This window comes from Bacillus sp. GW821-FHT01G09, assembly GCF_059422205.1.
Map to the genome: position 1 here is coordinate 424,368 of NZ_JBWKWL010000002.1, position 13,921 is coordinate 438,288.

16 protein-coding genes, 1 riboswitch and 1 other annotated feature are annotated in these 13,921 nt (G+C 44.9%); of the genes, 12 read left to right on the top strand and 4 right to left on the bottom strand.

The window, feature by feature from the left end:
• The first annotated feature begins 155 nt into the window (after positions 1-155).
• Both AC07VD_RS07655 and hmpA read left to right on the top strand, forming a co-directional pair.
• On the top strand, positions 156-674 hold the full coding sequence (locus tag AC07VD_RS07655) for an acyl-CoA thioesterase (protein WP_003232595.1): 519 nt from the start codon (positions 156-158) through the stop codon (positions 672-674).
• A 227-nt stretch (positions 675-901) separates the two neighbouring features.
• Positions 902-2,113 carry an NO-inducible flavohemoprotein gene (gene hmpA / locus AC07VD_RS07660; RefSeq protein WP_354666318.1) on the top strand — a complete coding sequence of 404 codons (1,212 nt, stop codon included), beginning with the start codon at positions 902-904 and terminating at the stop codon, positions 2,111-2,113.
• Positions 2,114-2,189: 76 nt separating this feature from the next.
• Here hmpA and AC07VD_RS07665 read toward each other — a convergent pair whose 3' ends face one another.
• A complete protein-coding gene (locus AC07VD_RS07665) occupies positions 2,190-2,414 on the bottom strand; it encodes a hypothetical protein (protein WP_029946312.1) in 225 nt (74 codons plus the stop codon).
• A gap of 148 nt (positions 2,415-2,562) precedes the next feature.
• Here AC07VD_RS07665 and AC07VD_RS07670 point away from each other — a divergent pair, with 148 nt between their 5' ends.
• The 9 genes from AC07VD_RS07670 (at position 2,563) to AC07VD_RS07710 (ending at position 9,529) form a co-directional block, all read left to right on the top strand.
• Positions 2,563-3,294, top strand: a complete 732-nt coding sequence (locus AC07VD_RS07670) for a DUF421 domain-containing protein (RefSeq protein WP_017695102.1) — start codon at positions 2,563-2,565, stop codon at positions 3,292-3,294.
• A gap of 91 nt (positions 3,295-3,385) precedes the next feature.
• Positions 3,386-3,913 carry a DinB family protein gene (locus tag AC07VD_RS07675; RefSeq protein WP_086343750.1) on the top strand — a complete coding sequence of 176 codons (528 nt, stop codon included), beginning with the start codon at positions 3,386-3,388 and terminating at the stop codon, positions 3,911-3,913.
• Positions 3,903-4,421: a GNAT family N-acetyltransferase gene (locus AC07VD_RS07680; protein ID WP_494721677.1), complete on the top strand. Its 519-nt coding sequence runs from the start codon at positions 3,903-3,905 to the stop codon at positions 4,419-4,421. Before AC07VD_RS07675 ends, AC07VD_RS07680 begins: the two co-directional genes overlap by 11 nt.
• 32 nt (positions 4,422-4,453) lie before the next feature.
• Positions 4,454-4,565: riboswitch (guanidine-I (ykkC/yxkD leader) on the top strand.
• A 77-nt stretch (positions 4,566-4,642) separates the two neighbouring features.
• Positions 4,643-4,981 carry a multidrug efflux SMR transporter subunit YkkC gene (gene ykkC / locus AC07VD_RS07685; RefSeq protein ID WP_024572769.1) on the top strand — a complete coding sequence of 113 codons (339 nt, stop codon included), beginning with the start codon at positions 4,643-4,645 and terminating at the stop codon, positions 4,979-4,981.
• Positions 4,981-5,298: a multidrug efflux SMR transporter subunit YkkD gene (gene ykkD / locus AC07VD_RS07690; RefSeq protein WP_014476583.1), complete on the top strand. Its 318-nt coding sequence runs from the start codon at positions 4,981-4,983 to the stop codon at positions 5,296-5,298. Before ykkC ends, ykkD begins: the two co-directional genes overlap by 1 nt.
• A 70-nt stretch (positions 5,299-5,368) precedes the next feature.
• Positions 5,369-6,271: a formyltetrahydrofolate deformylase gene (gene purU, locus AC07VD_RS07695; RefSeq protein WP_041056054.1), complete on the top strand. Its 903-nt coding sequence runs from the start codon at positions 5,369-5,371 to the stop codon at positions 6,269-6,271.
• An 87-nt stretch (positions 6,272-6,358) separates the two neighbouring features.
• Positions 6,359-6,569 (top strand) — a binding site (T-box leader).
• Between the two features lie 52 nt (positions 6,570-6,621).
• Positions 6,622-7,719 (top strand): glutamate 5-kinase, encoded by a 1,098-nt coding sequence (gene proB, locus AC07VD_RS07700; RefSeq protein ID WP_017695098.1) that lies wholly within the window; start codon positions 6,622-6,624, stop codon positions 7,717-7,719.
• An 11-nt stretch (positions 7,720-7,730) separates the two neighbouring features.
• Positions 7,731-8,978, top strand: coding sequence for a glutamate-5-semialdehyde dehydrogenase (gene proA, locus AC07VD_RS07705; RefSeq protein ID WP_017695097.1), 1,248 nt, complete (start codon positions 7,731-7,733; stop codon positions 8,976-8,978).
• Between the two features lie 125 nt (positions 8,979-9,103).
• Positions 9,104-9,529 (top strand): organic hydroperoxide resistance protein, encoded by a 426-nt coding sequence (locus AC07VD_RS07710; RefSeq protein WP_003232574.1) that lies wholly within the window; start codon positions 9,104-9,106, stop codon positions 9,527-9,529.
• A gap of 30 nt (positions 9,530-9,559) precedes the next feature.
• On the opposite strand, the gene ohrR is transcribed toward AC07VD_RS07710, so the two are convergent.
• On the bottom strand, positions 9,560-10,003 hold the full coding sequence (gene ohrR, locus AC07VD_RS07715) for an organic hydroperoxide resistance transcriptional regulator OhrR (RefSeq protein WP_160831821.1): 444 nt from the start codon (positions 10,001-10,003) through the stop codon (positions 9,560-9,562).
• A gap of 141 nt (positions 10,004-10,144) precedes the next feature.
• Here ohrR and ohrB point away from each other — a divergent pair, with 141 nt between their 5' ends.
• Positions 10,145-10,555 carry an organic hydroperoxide resistance protein OhrB gene (ohrB, locus tag AC07VD_RS07720; RefSeq protein WP_003232570.1) on the top strand — a complete coding sequence of 137 codons (411 nt, stop codon included), beginning with the start codon at positions 10,145-10,147 and terminating at the stop codon, positions 10,553-10,555.
• A 330-nt stretch (positions 10,556-10,885) separates the two neighbouring features.
• Here the strand turns inward: ohrB and guaD are convergent, their stop codons facing one another.
• Positions 10,886-11,356: a guanine deaminase gene (gene guaD / locus AC07VD_RS07725; protein WP_003245084.1), complete on the bottom strand. Its 471-nt coding sequence runs from the start codon at positions 11,354-11,356 to the stop codon at positions 10,886-10,888.
• A gap of 172 nt (positions 11,357-11,528) precedes the next feature.
• On the bottom strand, positions 11,529-13,817 hold the full coding sequence (gene metE / locus AC07VD_RS07730) for a 5-methyltetrahydropteroyltriglutamate--homocysteine S-methyltransferase (RefSeq protein ID WP_003232565.1): 2,289 nt from the start codon (positions 13,815-13,817) through the stop codon (positions 11,529-11,531).
• Positions 13,818-13,921 lie beyond the last annotated feature (104 nt).

The window sequence follows — 13,921 nt, forward strand, 5'->3', positions numbered from 1 at the left end:
TTTTCCTCCTAAAGTGTGAAGAATACATTTATTATTCCCTCATCATGAAAATCATTAAACCATTTTAAATTTTAGACAAATGGAAGAGAATATTGTTTAATAGGAGAATATAAGTGCATTTAGCTAAAAGATCAGACATCAAAGGGGAGAAAGGTATGGAAACACCGGAAACAAGATTTTGTAAAGAGTCAAAGGTTGTAAAAACCAGCAGGGTGTTCCCGCTTGACACGAACAACCATAATACGCTGTTTGGCGGAAAATTAATGAGCTACATCGATGACATTGCCTCTATTTCCGCGGCGCGCCATTGCAGACGTGAAACCGTAACGGCTTCAATGGATTCTGTAGATTTTTTAAAGCCGATCGGGCAAAAGGATTCTGTCTGCCTAGAGTCATATGTGACATGGGTCGGCACATCTTCTATGGAAGTATTTGTGAAAGTCATTAAGGAGCATTTGATGACTGGCGAACGGGAACTCGCTGCCACATCCTTTTTGACATTTGTCGCATTAGATTCAAATGGCAAGCCGGTGCCTGTACCGAGAGTTGTACCGGAAACAGAAGAAGAAATCATGCTTCATAATACAGCAGTACAGCGCGCTAATGAACGAAAGAACCGCAAGAAACACAGCCAGGCGCTTGCAAATGCGCTCGGAACTGATAAACCTTGGTGACGTTAAACCCAAAACATAAGTTGTTTTGGGTTTTTTTTTGTACTTATCAATGGTGATTATTACAATGGTTAGTCCGTTTTTGCTAGGGGATTCTATAAAAAAGTAACAAATGTCATGTTAAATTGATAATTTTGTGACAACTTTATTAAAGATTCATTTTAGATATATCTTTTATTCCTAAGATCATGTATTTTAAAGATATATTCTAAATACATCTTTTCGAAAGGATTGTTTATACAATGTTAGATAACAAAACAATCGAAATTATTAAAAGCACTGTACCCGTATTGCAACAGCATGGAGAAACAATCACTGGCCGTTTTTACGATCGGATGTTTCAAGACCATCCAGAGCTTTTGAACATTTTTAATCAAACAAACCAAAAGAAAAAAACACAGCGAACTGCACTGGCAAATGCCGTTATTGCAGCTGCGGCAAACATTGACCAATTAGGAAACATCATTCCGGTTGTCAAACAAATCGGCCACAAGCACCGCAGTATCGGAATTAAGCCTGAGCACTACCCAATCGTCGGTAAATATTTGCTGATTGCGATTAAAGATGTATTGGGAGACGCTGCAACCCCTGACATTATGCAGGCATGGGAGAAAGCGTACGGAGTCATTGCTGACGCGTTCATCGGAATTGAAAAAGACATGTATGAACAGGCGGAAGAGCAAGCCGGCGGCTGGAAAGAGTATAAGCCATTCGTTATCGCAAAAAAAGAGCGGGAAAGCAAAGAAATTACATCCTTCTATTTGAAAACGGAAGACGGCAAGCCGTTACCTGAATTCCAAGCAGGGCAATATATCAGCATCAAAGTTCGGATTCCTGATTCTGAATATACGCATATCCGCCAGTACAGCCTGTCTGATATGCCGGGAAAAGACTATTATCGAATTTCCGTGAAGAAGGATGGTGTCGTGTCTTCCTACTTACACGATGGGCTGCAGGAGGGAGATTCAATAGAGATCAGCGCACCGGCAGGGGACTTTATTTTAGATCCTGCATCACAAAAAGATCTCGTTTTGATCAGTGCCGGAGTTGGCATTACACCAATGATCAGCATGCTGAAAACATCTGTTTCCAAACGGCCTGAACGGCAAATTCTGTTCATTCATGCGGCGAAAAACAGTGAATATCATGCATTGCGCCATGAGGTAGAAGAAGCAGCAAAACATTCTGCTGTTAAAACAGCATTTGTGTATCGCGAGCCGACCGAGGAAGACCGTGCAGGTGATCTGCATTTTCATGAAGGACAGATTGATCAGCAATTCCTCAAAGAACTGATTGCCAACACAGATGCGGATTACTATATTTGCGGTTCACCGTCGTTTATTACGGCAATGCATAAGCTTGTATCAGAACTCGGATCAGCGCCGGAGTCTATCCATTACGAGCTATTCGGTCCGCAATTAAGTTTGGCGCAGTCCGTTTGAACACATACATGAAACTCTTCTCCTTTCAGAGAAGAGTTTTTTATTGAGATATAAGAAGGTAGACAAACGCCGGTTTCTACATCCGGACAATCACAGACCCGCCGCCATTTGTGCATACACGGTTTTGCTGTTCTTGCATTGTTCTCAGCAATTCATTGTTTACCTCAATCGCTCTAATTAGTTGCTCCATCCTTAGCTCCAAACCGGCCAGCCTGTCGATTGTTTGCTGCTGGTAGCCCGCGGGTTGGGGAGCCAATGGCAGATCAAAGGGCCAAAGGGTATTCGACTTCTGATTTTTCATATTGCGTATTGCGCCTCCAATCGGTGTCACTTTCTATTATGTTATGTTCAGGCGATGTGCACGTTCGCCTATTTAGACACTGATGCATAGAGGGCCTGCCAAGGGGCACAATAGGCTCAATATGACCAGCGGATGGAGGTAAAGATCGGTGTTATGGATGATATGGGTATTTTTACTGAAGCCAGTTATCGTATTTTCGATTGCATATATTTTATTTCGGCTTGCCGGTAAAAAAGCTGTGTCACAAATGAACAATTTTGATCTGCTTTTGACCTTCGCAATCGGAACTATTATCAGTGAGCCGATCCTTACATCCAAGCTGCCGATGTCAATTTATTATGCGGGTGCTTTTTTGGTGCTTTATCTTATCATGAGCAAGCTCTCTTTATCTAATAAATGGCGATGGCTCCTAGTCGTGAGCCCGACTGTCCTAATCCGAAACGGGGATATTGATGAACGCGGCCTTCGTAAAGAAAGGCTGACTGTTAATGAACTGCTCGGAAAGCTGAGGGAAAAGGGCTATGCCGACCCGGCTGACATTGATCTTGCTATCATTGAAGAAACGGGAGAAGTAAGCGTCATCCCGAAAGAGGAAGCGAGAGCGGTGCAGGTGCGGGATTTGAATATGGAAGCTGAACGGAATTTTATCCCGATTCCGCTCATACTGGATGGCGAAATCCTTGATCATAATTTGAAATATCTCCAAAAAAACCGATCCTGGCTGTTTGAGAAGCTTGAGGAAAAAGGGTACAGCCCCAAACTGCTGTCTTCGATCACCTTAGGCACGATGAATGCGCGTGGTGATATATCCCTTGATTTAAATACCTCTAATGACCCGCAGCATGATCCTTACTTATATAAACCGGGAAATAACAACTAAGATGGCTCTCTCTTGTAATGAGAGCTTTTTTCTTTTTTAAAGGGGATTTTTGTTTGGTGTCAAATGTACCTAGTTAGGAGGGGAACTGAACATGAAGGACTTATCCATAAGAAACGACATGGCGCCAACGGTCAGTCTGCTGTATTCCGCAGTGGAAGAAAACAGTCTCCGTCTGGCTTCTATCGTAAGCCATATGACACACAGTGAACTTTACTATAAGGGGCGCTGCCAAACAAAAAACAGCACGGCTCAGCTTTTGCACCATATCACAAATGTTGATATCAGATGGGTCTGGCGTATCAAGGAAAATCGGATACCGAACCATATTGAACAGGCATACGGCCCGATGACAGATGAAAGCGGACGGCTGCCTGAACCGGTGAATCAGCCAGACTTAGATGAACTCCTGAAAAGACATCAGCATGTAGTAGACGAGCTGAAATCGGTATGCTTCACTTTAACTGAAAATGCTTTGAACCAGCCGCTTTCTTTCGAAGGTGACACCGCGACGATACGATGGGGAATTTGGCATATGGCAGATCATAACCGCTATCATCAGGCACATATTGAAGCTCTCAAAAAAGAATGGAAGCAGGATGTGGCGAAGTATGAACGCTAAAACGAAGCTTGTGACTGATCGAATTCGTTTGCGCTGTATGGAAGATCGGGATCAAGCCACTTTGTTTGGGCTGCTTTTTAATGATCCTGACGTCATGAAATATTATTCCGGTTTAAAAGATAAGAGGCAAACCCGCGAGTGGGTCAATTGGAACCAACGAAATGAAAAAGGGTACGGCGTTAGTCTGTGGATCGCCGAAGATAAGCGGACAGGGGAGTTTTTGGGGCAATGCGGCATCGTTCCCCAGCAGATCGAAAATCAAACCGTAATGGAAATTGGCTATATGTTTGCCCGCCGCCACTGGGGGAACGGCTATGCGCAAGAAGCGGCTCGGGCCTGTCTGGACTATGGCTTTAACGAGCGGCAGTTCGGCAAAATGGCGGCTTTGATTGATCCGGGTAACAAAGCGTCCATACGGGTAGCGGAGAAAATCGGCATGCATTACAGCAAAACGATCAGAAAATGGAATAAACAGATCGCGGTATATGAAAGAAAATCTTACAATTGAAAGATAGAGCTGAGTTTAGTATCATGATATCATGTAAAGTTTTCTAGGGTTCCGCATGTCAATTGACATGGACTGGTCCGAGAGAAAACACATACGCGTAAATAGAAGCGCGTATGCACACGGAGGGAAAAAAGCCCGGGAGAGTCAATCTCATGTGAGACGACTGTCCGGGGTTTTTTTGTTTTCGGAGAATCCTAATAGATAGAAAGGAATGACTCAAAATGAAATGGGGATTGGTCGTGCTTGCCGCTGTTTTCGAGGTTGTTTGGGTGATAGGCTTAAAGCACGCTGACTCAGCCTTAACATGGAGCGGCACTGCCATCGGCATCATATTCAGCTTTTACCTTCTAATAAAGGCGACTCACAGTCTGCCTGTTGGTACCGTGTATGCCGTCTTTACCGGACTCGGCACAGCGGGAACAGTACTTAGTGAAATCGTTCTGTTTCATGAACCGATTGGATGGCCGAAGCTATTGTTAATTGGCGTGCTCTTAATCGGTGTAATCGGGTTGAAGCTTGTGACACAGGATGAGACAGAGGAAAAAGGAGGCGAGGCATAATGCTGCACTGGATCAGTTTACTGTGCGCGGGCTGTTTAGAAATGGCCGGCGTGGCCCTTATGAATCAATATGCGAAAGAAAAAAGCGTGAAATGGGTGCTGTTGATCATTGTTGGTTTTGCCGCTTCATTTTCCTTGCTGTCGTACGCAATGGAAACCATTCCGATGGGAACGGCTTACGCGGTCTGGACAGGAATTGGCACCGCCGGCGGGGCGCTTGTCGGCATCCTCTTTTACAAGGAGCAGAAAGACGCCAAACGGATCTTCTTTATCGCGTTGATTTTATGCTCAGCGGTTGGTTTAAAAATTCTGTCATAAATTGATTTTTATCAAATCTTCAGTATAATGGATAAATAGTTTAGACTTACAAAGATAAGAGGGATTATTCATGAAATCATATATGACTCAGCGGTTGGACGAATACCGTGACGGAAATGAGGATAAAGGGCGGCTCTTGGTCAGCTGCCCCGATCAGCCGGGTATCGTCTCTGCAGTTTCCGCATTTTTATTTGAACACGGTGCCAATATTATAGAATCAAATCAATATACGACAGACCCTGAAGGCGGCCGGTTCTTCCTGAGAATCGAATTCGACTGCGCGGGCATTCGTGAGAAAAAAGCATCTCTTCAGGCGGCGTTTGCCTCTGTAGCGGAAAAATTCGACATGACATGGAGCTTAACTTTGGCAAGTGAATTGAAGCGTGTCGCCATTTTTGTTTCAAAGGAGCTTCATTGCCTGCATGAGCTGATTTGGGAATGGCAAACCGGCAACCTGATGGCGGAGATCGCTGTTGTCATCAGTAACCATGAGGAAGCGAGAGAGCTGGTTGAGCGCCTGAACATTCCATTCCACTATATGAAAGCGAACAAAGACATCAGAGCGGAAGTCGAAAAGAAGCAGCTTGAACTGCTGGAGCAGTACGATGTTGATGTCATCGTGCTTGCACGCTATATGCAGATTCTAACTCCTGATTTTGTTTCGGCTCATCCGAATCGCATCATCAATATCCACCATTCATTCCTGCCTGCTTTTATCGGTGCGAATCCGTACAAACGGGCTTACGAGCGCGGCGTGAAACTGATCGGTGCGACATCTCACTATGTGACAAACGATCTTGATGAAGGGCCGATCATTGAACAGGATATTGAGCGCGTGGACCACCGCGATAATGCGGAAGCGCTGAAAAACATCGGAAGAACAATTGAACGCAGCGTGCTTGCCCGTGCTGTGAAATGGCATTTGGAAGACCGTGTCATCGTTCATGAAAATAAAACAATCGTCTTTAACTAGACTGAAAGAGGCCCGCGCAAAGCGGGCTATTTTTGATGACAAAAAACCTTGACAAGTGTCTTTTTTCTTTGCATAATATAAAAAAATCATTGAGCGTTGAAGAGGATTAGTAAGCAGATCTTTCTGTGACAGAGAGCAAAATGAATCGCTGAAACATTTTGCCGCATGAAACCTGCCGAACCTGCCTTGGAGTCCTAGGGGGAAAACCTAGGCGCATAACCTGGCGTTACAGGAGAGCGGAGCGTGCAAAAGCGCGTTCAATCAAGGTGGTACCACGGAAACCCATTTCGTCCTTATGAATCAGGATGAAATGGGTTTTTTTATTGTAGAAGAGCCGCGGAGGAGAATAAATGAAAAAACAAAGAATAGTAGTGAAAATAGGAAGCAGTTCGCTCACAAATAGCAAAGGAAGCATTGATGAGGCAAAAATCAGAGAGCATGTTCAGGCGATTTCCGTGTTAAAAAAAGCGGGGCATGAAATGATTCTGATTACCTCGGGTGCCGTAGCGGCGGGGTTTTCCAGCCTCGGTTATCCGTCCCGTCCCGTTACCATCAAAGGAAAACAGGCGGCGGCCGCGGTCGGACAAACACTGTTAATGCAGCAATATATGAATCAATTTAAACAATACTCACTGACTCCGGGACAAATCCTTTTAACGAGAAATGATTTTTCGAAAAGAGAACGGTATCGAAACGCGTATGCTACGATAATGGAATTATTGGAACGCGGCGTCATTCCGATTATCAACGAGAACGATTCTACATCTGTTGAAGAATTGACATTCGGAGATAATGATATGCTTTCTGCGTTAGTCAGCGGATTGATTCACGCGGACCAGCTCATGATTCTCACCGACATTAACGGACTGTATGATGCCAATCCAAATGAAAATCCTGAGGCGAAACGATTTGATTATTTGCCGGAGATCACGCCTGAATTGCTTGGATATGCAGGTTCAGCCGGATCAAAGGTCGGAACCGGCGGAATGAAATCAAAGCTGTTAGCCGCACAAACCGCGCTGTCTCTGGGAGTGAAAGTATTCATTGGAACTGGCAGCGGAGAGCAAAAACTTGCGGACATTTTGGACGGCAGGGGAGACGGCACTTATATCGGAGACAAAGAACTATCTTCGGTTAACAACACAAGGCAGTGGATTCAGTTCCACTCGCCGATATCGGGAGAAATTATCATTGATGCGGGTGCCGAGGAGGCGATGATCCATAATGGAAGCAGCCTTTTGCCCGCTGGCGTTGTGGGTGTGAACGGAAGCTTTCCGAAAGGGGCGGTTGTGGAAGTCAGGGGACCGGGCGGCGTGATCGGCAAAGGCCAAACCCATTACTCCTCTGAGGAGATTATGGAAGCCAAAGGCAAACGCAGTGACGAACTTGATTTTGAGAAAACGTTTGAGGTTATTCATAGGAATGACTGGGTCAATGTAAACGACTAGGAGGCGGAAAAATGAGTGAAGTTTCTGTAAAAGCGAAGCTGGCGAAAGAAGCAGCAGCCGAAATGATCATGAAAACAACAGCCGAGAAGGATGAGGCGCTCAGCCTCATTGCAAACGGACTTCGCAAAGAACTTGATTTTCTCTTGGCGGAGAATGCAAAAGACATTGAGAACGGAAAAGAGAATGGTTTAACACCGGACATCATTGACCGTCTCACATTGGATGAGAAACGGATACGCGATATCGCGGACGCGGTGGAGCTCTTAATCGACTTAGCGGACCCGGTCGGCGACTCTCTTGAAACGATTGAAAAAGAAAACGGCCTGTTTATTGAAAAAATCCGTGTGCCGCTCGGTGTCGTAGGAATGATTTATGAGGCGAGGCCAAACGTCACAGTTGATGCAGCTACCCTTTGCCTGAAGACAGGGAACGCGGTTGTTCTGCGGGGAAGCTCCTCAGCCATCCATAGCAACAAAGCGCTCGTCAGTGTCATTCACAGAGCACTTGAGCAATCAGCGCTTCCGATTCACGCTGTGCAGCTGATTGAGGATACGAGCAGAGAGACAGCAAAAGAGCTCTTTACGTTAAATGATGGTTTAGACGTATTGATTCCGCGCGGAGGCAAGAAACTGATTGATCTCGTTGTGAGAGAATCAACAGTTCCTGTACTAGAAACGGGAGCAGGAAACTGCCACATATTCATTGACGAAACAGCCAAACCGCAAATGGCAGAAAAGGTTGTTGTAAATGCCAAAACGCAGCGCCCTTCTGTATGCAACGCGATTGAATCATTGCTGATTCACAAGGCTTGGGCGAGACAGCACGGGAAAGAATTGCTGGACCAGCTGGAAAACGCGGGAGTTGAAATTCGCGGTGATGAATTGGTATGTGAACTTCATCCTTCAAGCAAACAAGCATCAAAAGAAGATTGGGAAACCGAATTTTTAGCGCCTGTCCTCAGCGTAAAGACGGTTGAAAACGTCCGAGAAGCTGTAAAGCATATCCAACAATACGGCACCAATCATTCTGAAGCGATTTTAACTGAAAATGACAAAAACGCGGCATATTTTCAAACGGCTGTCGATGCTGCCGCTGTCTATCATAACGCGTCAACCCGCTTTACCGACGGCTTTGAATTCGGCTACGGAGCCGAAATCGGCATCAGCACGCAAAAGCTTCATGCAAGAGGACCGATGGGGCTTCCTGCACTGACTTCTACAAAATACATCATTAAAGGAACTGGGCAAATCCGTGAATAGCGGGGCAATGTTCAATGAAAAAGCTTATCTCGTAATGAGATAAGCTTTTTTATACGTGAAAAATTGACATACCAAAATTAATTGTGTACAATTTAATTGTATAAAATATATTGGGGGAATGAAAAATGAGTCAGCCATTATTTACAGCAACTGTTTCAGCGGTAGGAGGAAGAGAAGGAAAGGTCATTTCATCAGACCGCGTTCTTGAGCTTGATGTCGCAATGCCGGGGACACCGAGAGCCAAGAAATTAGAAAAAGCGACAAATCCAGAGCAGCTGTTTGCAGCAGGTTATGCAGCTTGCTTTGACAGCGCCCTGCAGCTTGTCGCAAGAACAGAACGAGTAAAAGTAGAGACAGAGGTTACAGCGAATGTAAGCCTGTTAAAGGATGAAGCGGACCAGGGCTACAAGCTTGGTGTGACGCTGCAAGTAAAAGGAGAAGGAGTCAGTGCATCAGAATTGGAGGCGCTTGTGAAAAAAGCGCACGGCGTCTGCCCGTATTCAAAAGCAACCTCCGGAAATATTGATGTGACACTTGAAGTTGCTGAATAAATAAAAAGAGGATGCCTGTACAAGGCATCCTCAATTTTTTTGATGAAGTGTTTCCAGCAATGTATATAGAGCGGATTTTAACTGTTTGAGATCCTCCCCAGACTGCTTTGAGAGCCCCAGAATTGTCTCTGGAATGTCAACCGCTTTTTCTTTTAATAACGCTCCGTCCTCTGTCAGGCTGATCAACACGGATCGCTCATCCTCTTCAGATCTTTTTCTCGTAATCAAACCCTGTTGTTCCATTCGTTTAAGCATCGGAGTGAGCGTCCCTGAATCTAAATACAGCTGTTCGCCCATTTTTTTGACAGTAAGCGTTTCATGTTCCCATAACAAAAGCAAAGCCAAATATTGAGGGTATGTTATATTCAGCTTATCAAGCAGAGGCTTGTATTGCTTTGTCATTTCCCGCGAACTCGCATATAGCAAAAAACAAAGCTGATTCTCCAATTTCATATGATCAAATTGATTTTCCATTTTGTTCACCAACTCTTTTTGTCATTCGATTCTATTGTATCTGAAAAACTTCACTTTTCCTATTCTCGGCAAACATAGCATGTTTAAAAAGATCAGAAAGGGAAATATAACAACTAGATACAAATAAGGGGGTTGGAAAATATGGCATTATTTACAGCAAAAGTAACCGCGCGAGGCGGACGGGCAGGACATATTACATCAGATGATGGTGTTCTTGATTTTGATATTGTCATGCCAAATGCCAAAAAAGAAGGACAAACCGGCACAAATCCGGAACAGCTCTTTGCGGCAGGGTATGCTGCATGCTTTGGCGGCGCGCTCGAACACGTAGCCAAAGAGCAGAATATCGAAATTGATTCGGAGATTGAAGGGCAGGTCAGCCTCATGAAGGATGAGAGCGACGGCGGGTTTAAAATCGGTGTCACACTTGTTGTGAACACGAAAGATTTAGATCGGGAAAAGGCACAAGAGCTTGTCAACGCCGCTCATGAATTCTGTCCTTATTCAAAGGCAACCAGAGGAAATGTTGATGTAAAACTAGAATTAAAATAATGACCGGCATCCTGAGGGTTCTCAGGATGTTTTTTGGTGTCGGAGCGGGTGTGATTTTTTCGAGGTCTGAAACATTTCTTATAAATGGATTCAGACTTATATCCATTATGAATTGACGCGGAACGGGGTAGGAGTGGGCACAGAAATTGATAAAACGTCAGAGAAGCGATCACAGCGTTTAAAGCCTGCAAAAGTTACAGATGAAGGGGGCGGCTGGCTCGGTGTCTGCCAAGCTGAATTCCGGCGCGCATGATGGCTGTTTTGTATTTGCACAGGGCATAGCGCTACTTGGAGAAATAACAAGGACCAGGCCGCGCATGCCTGATCCTTTTAATATTCTTTCTTATTGGCGAAGTTCCGCCATGCTTGAAAAGGGGATAAATGCTCTGTTAGTGTCACTTGATAAAAGGGGATCGTTCTTTCTTCAGCAGGTTTATCAATTTCTTTATAAATGAATGAATCATCAAACCCGGCTTCGGCAGCGTCTGTGTGCTCAGCTGCATAGAAAACGGCTTTAGGCCGGGCCCAGTAGATGGCGCCCAAGCACATTGGGCATGGTTCACAGCTCGTATACAAAATGCAGTCATCAAGCTGGTATGCTCCTAGCACCTTACAGGCTTTCCGAATAGCTGTGACTTCCGCGTGGGCAGTCGGATCATTGCTTGTTGTGACGTTGTTCTGTCCCTCTGCAATAATGGCTCCGTCTTTCACGATAACGGCTCCAAAAGGCCCGCCGATTCCTGCATTCACTCCTTCACATGCGAGAGTGACAGCCCGTTTTAAGAACGTTTCATGATTCATCCCAATCCCTCCTGTCAATAGAGTGTTATTAGTATAGCCGAAAAGAATGCAAAGAACATTCTTAAAAAAGTGCAAAATAAATAAAGTATTTGGGGGATTTGCTAAATAAGAAACCGATTGTGGCTGTATTATAGAAAAAAACCATCTGCCAAATGCAGATGGTTTTTTCAAATTATACTAGCTGTGTCTGCTGTGCTCTTGCCTGTTTTGCGGCTTCAACCATGTTTTTCAATGCTGCAACCGTTTCTTCCTGCTGTCTTGTTTTCAATCCGCAGTCCGGATTTACCCAGAAGCGGTCAGTCGGACAGACGGCAAGCGCATCAACGATAATATTGTACATTTCTTCAGTTGACGGCACACGAGGGCTGTGAATGTCATATACACCAAGGCCAAGCCCTTTCAAATACGGGTGGTTTTTTAAGTAATCTAAAAATCCTCCGTGGCTTCTGCTATGTTCGATTGTAATCACATCGGCATCAAGATCATTGATTGTATCAACGATATCTTCGAAGTTGCTGTAGCACATATGTGTATGAATCTGTGTCTCGTTTTTCACGGAAGAAGTGGTTAATCTGAATGCTTCTGCCGCCCAAGTCAAATACTCATCCCAATCGCGGGTTTTCAATGGAAGGCCTTCGCGCAGCGCTGGTTCATCAACTTGAATGATTTGAATGCCTGCGTCTTCAAGCGCTTTAACTTCTTTGCGAAGGGCAAGCCCGATTTGGAAGGCGATTTCTTTCCTCGAGATGTCGTTTCGAGGGAAAGACCAGTTTAAGATTGTAACCGGGCCCGTCAGCATTCCTTTCACATGCTTGGAAGTCAATGACTGTGCGTAGACTGTGTCTTTCACTGTCATCGGTTCAATAAATTCAACATCTCCGTAAATGACTGGCGGGCGGACACAGCGTGAGCCGTATGATTGAACCCAGGCATATTTAGTGAAGGCGAAACCGGCCAGCTTTTCACCGAAGTATTCGACCATGTCTGTCCGTTCAAATTCGCCGTGAACAAGGACATCAAGCTCCAATTCTTCCTGAATATCAATCCATCTTTTTGTTTCCGCATTGATAAAGTTTTGATACTGTTCATCGGACCACTCAGCTTTCCGCCATTTTTGGCGTGCGCTCCGCACTTCAGCAGACTGCGGGAAGCTTCCGATCGTTGTCGTCGGCAAAAGCGGAAGGCCGAGAGATTCATTTTGCAGGGCTAAACGTTCTTCAAACGGAATCGGGCGCTTGAAGTCTTTATCGGTTAATTGCTCAAGCTCTTTCTTTTGTTCGGAATTGGCGCCTGTTGCAAACTGTTTAAGCGCCTGGATATCAGCCTTAGCCTGCTGAATCTCTTCGCTGATCGCCGCTTTTCCTGATACTAAGCCTTCTTTCAAAGCTGTCAGCTCGGCCAGCTTTTCTTTTGCGTAGGATAATCCGTTCAATAGGTCTTTTTCCAAATGCTCATCAGGGTGTTTCGCTACTGGAACATGCAGCAGGCTGCTGGAAGGCTGAATCCACAGTTCATCAACTTTTGCAATGCTGAGAATATCAAGAACGGCATCGAGACGCTCTTCAAGGTCCGCTTTCCAAATGTTGCGTCCGTCGATAACGCCGGCTGCCAGCACTTTGTCTGTCGGAAAGCCATGTGTTTTAAGCTGTTCCAGGTTTCTGCCTTTGTCGTGAACGAAATCAAGGCCAATTCCCTGAACCGGGTAAGAGATCAGCTCTTCATAAGCATCAACAGAATCAAAATACGTCTGCAAAAGCACATTCAAGGATGAAAGCTCACTTGTAATGCTTTCAAATAATTCTTTTGCGCCGCGGACATCTTCACTAGAGGCGGTAACGAGCGCCGGCTCATCGATTTGAACCCATTTTACGCCTTCTTCTTCAAGCTCTTTCAAAAGCTGTACATATAATGGCACAAGGCGTTTTTGGATCGCTTTTGCTTCAGACGGTTCATAGCCTTTAGCAAGCGTAACGAACGTATAAGGGCCGACAATCACAGGCTTTGTTTCCACACCGTATTCCTGTTTGATCCGGCGATAATCTTCGAGTTGTTTGTTTCTTGTCAGACGGAACTCAATGCTCTCGTCATATTCCGGAACGATGTAATGGTAATTTGTATTAAACCATTTTGTCATTTCACTAGATACGGCGTCTTTGATTCCGCGGGCGATAGCGAAGTATGTATCGGTAGCGTCAGTCAAATGTCTGAAACGTTTCGGGATCCAGTTGAAGCTGACTGCTGTGTCGAGTACATGGTCATACTGTGTGAAATCAGAAACAGGCACAACATCAATCTGCTGGTCAATTTGTGTTTTTACTGCGGATAAAAATAGTTCGTCGATTTGCTTCAAAAACGTATCTTTATCAGTACTGCCTTTCCAATACGCTTCAAGTGCTTTTTTCCATTCCCGGTTCAGTCCGATTCTCGGAAATCCTAAATTCGATGTTTTGATGGTTGTCATTGTTTCTCCTCCTTTATATGTAAAACACTCTCGTTAACCCGCGGATACAGGCTGCTAAGAGGTTTTCTCACAACAAAAAGCCTCTTTCCCATGAGAGAAAGAGG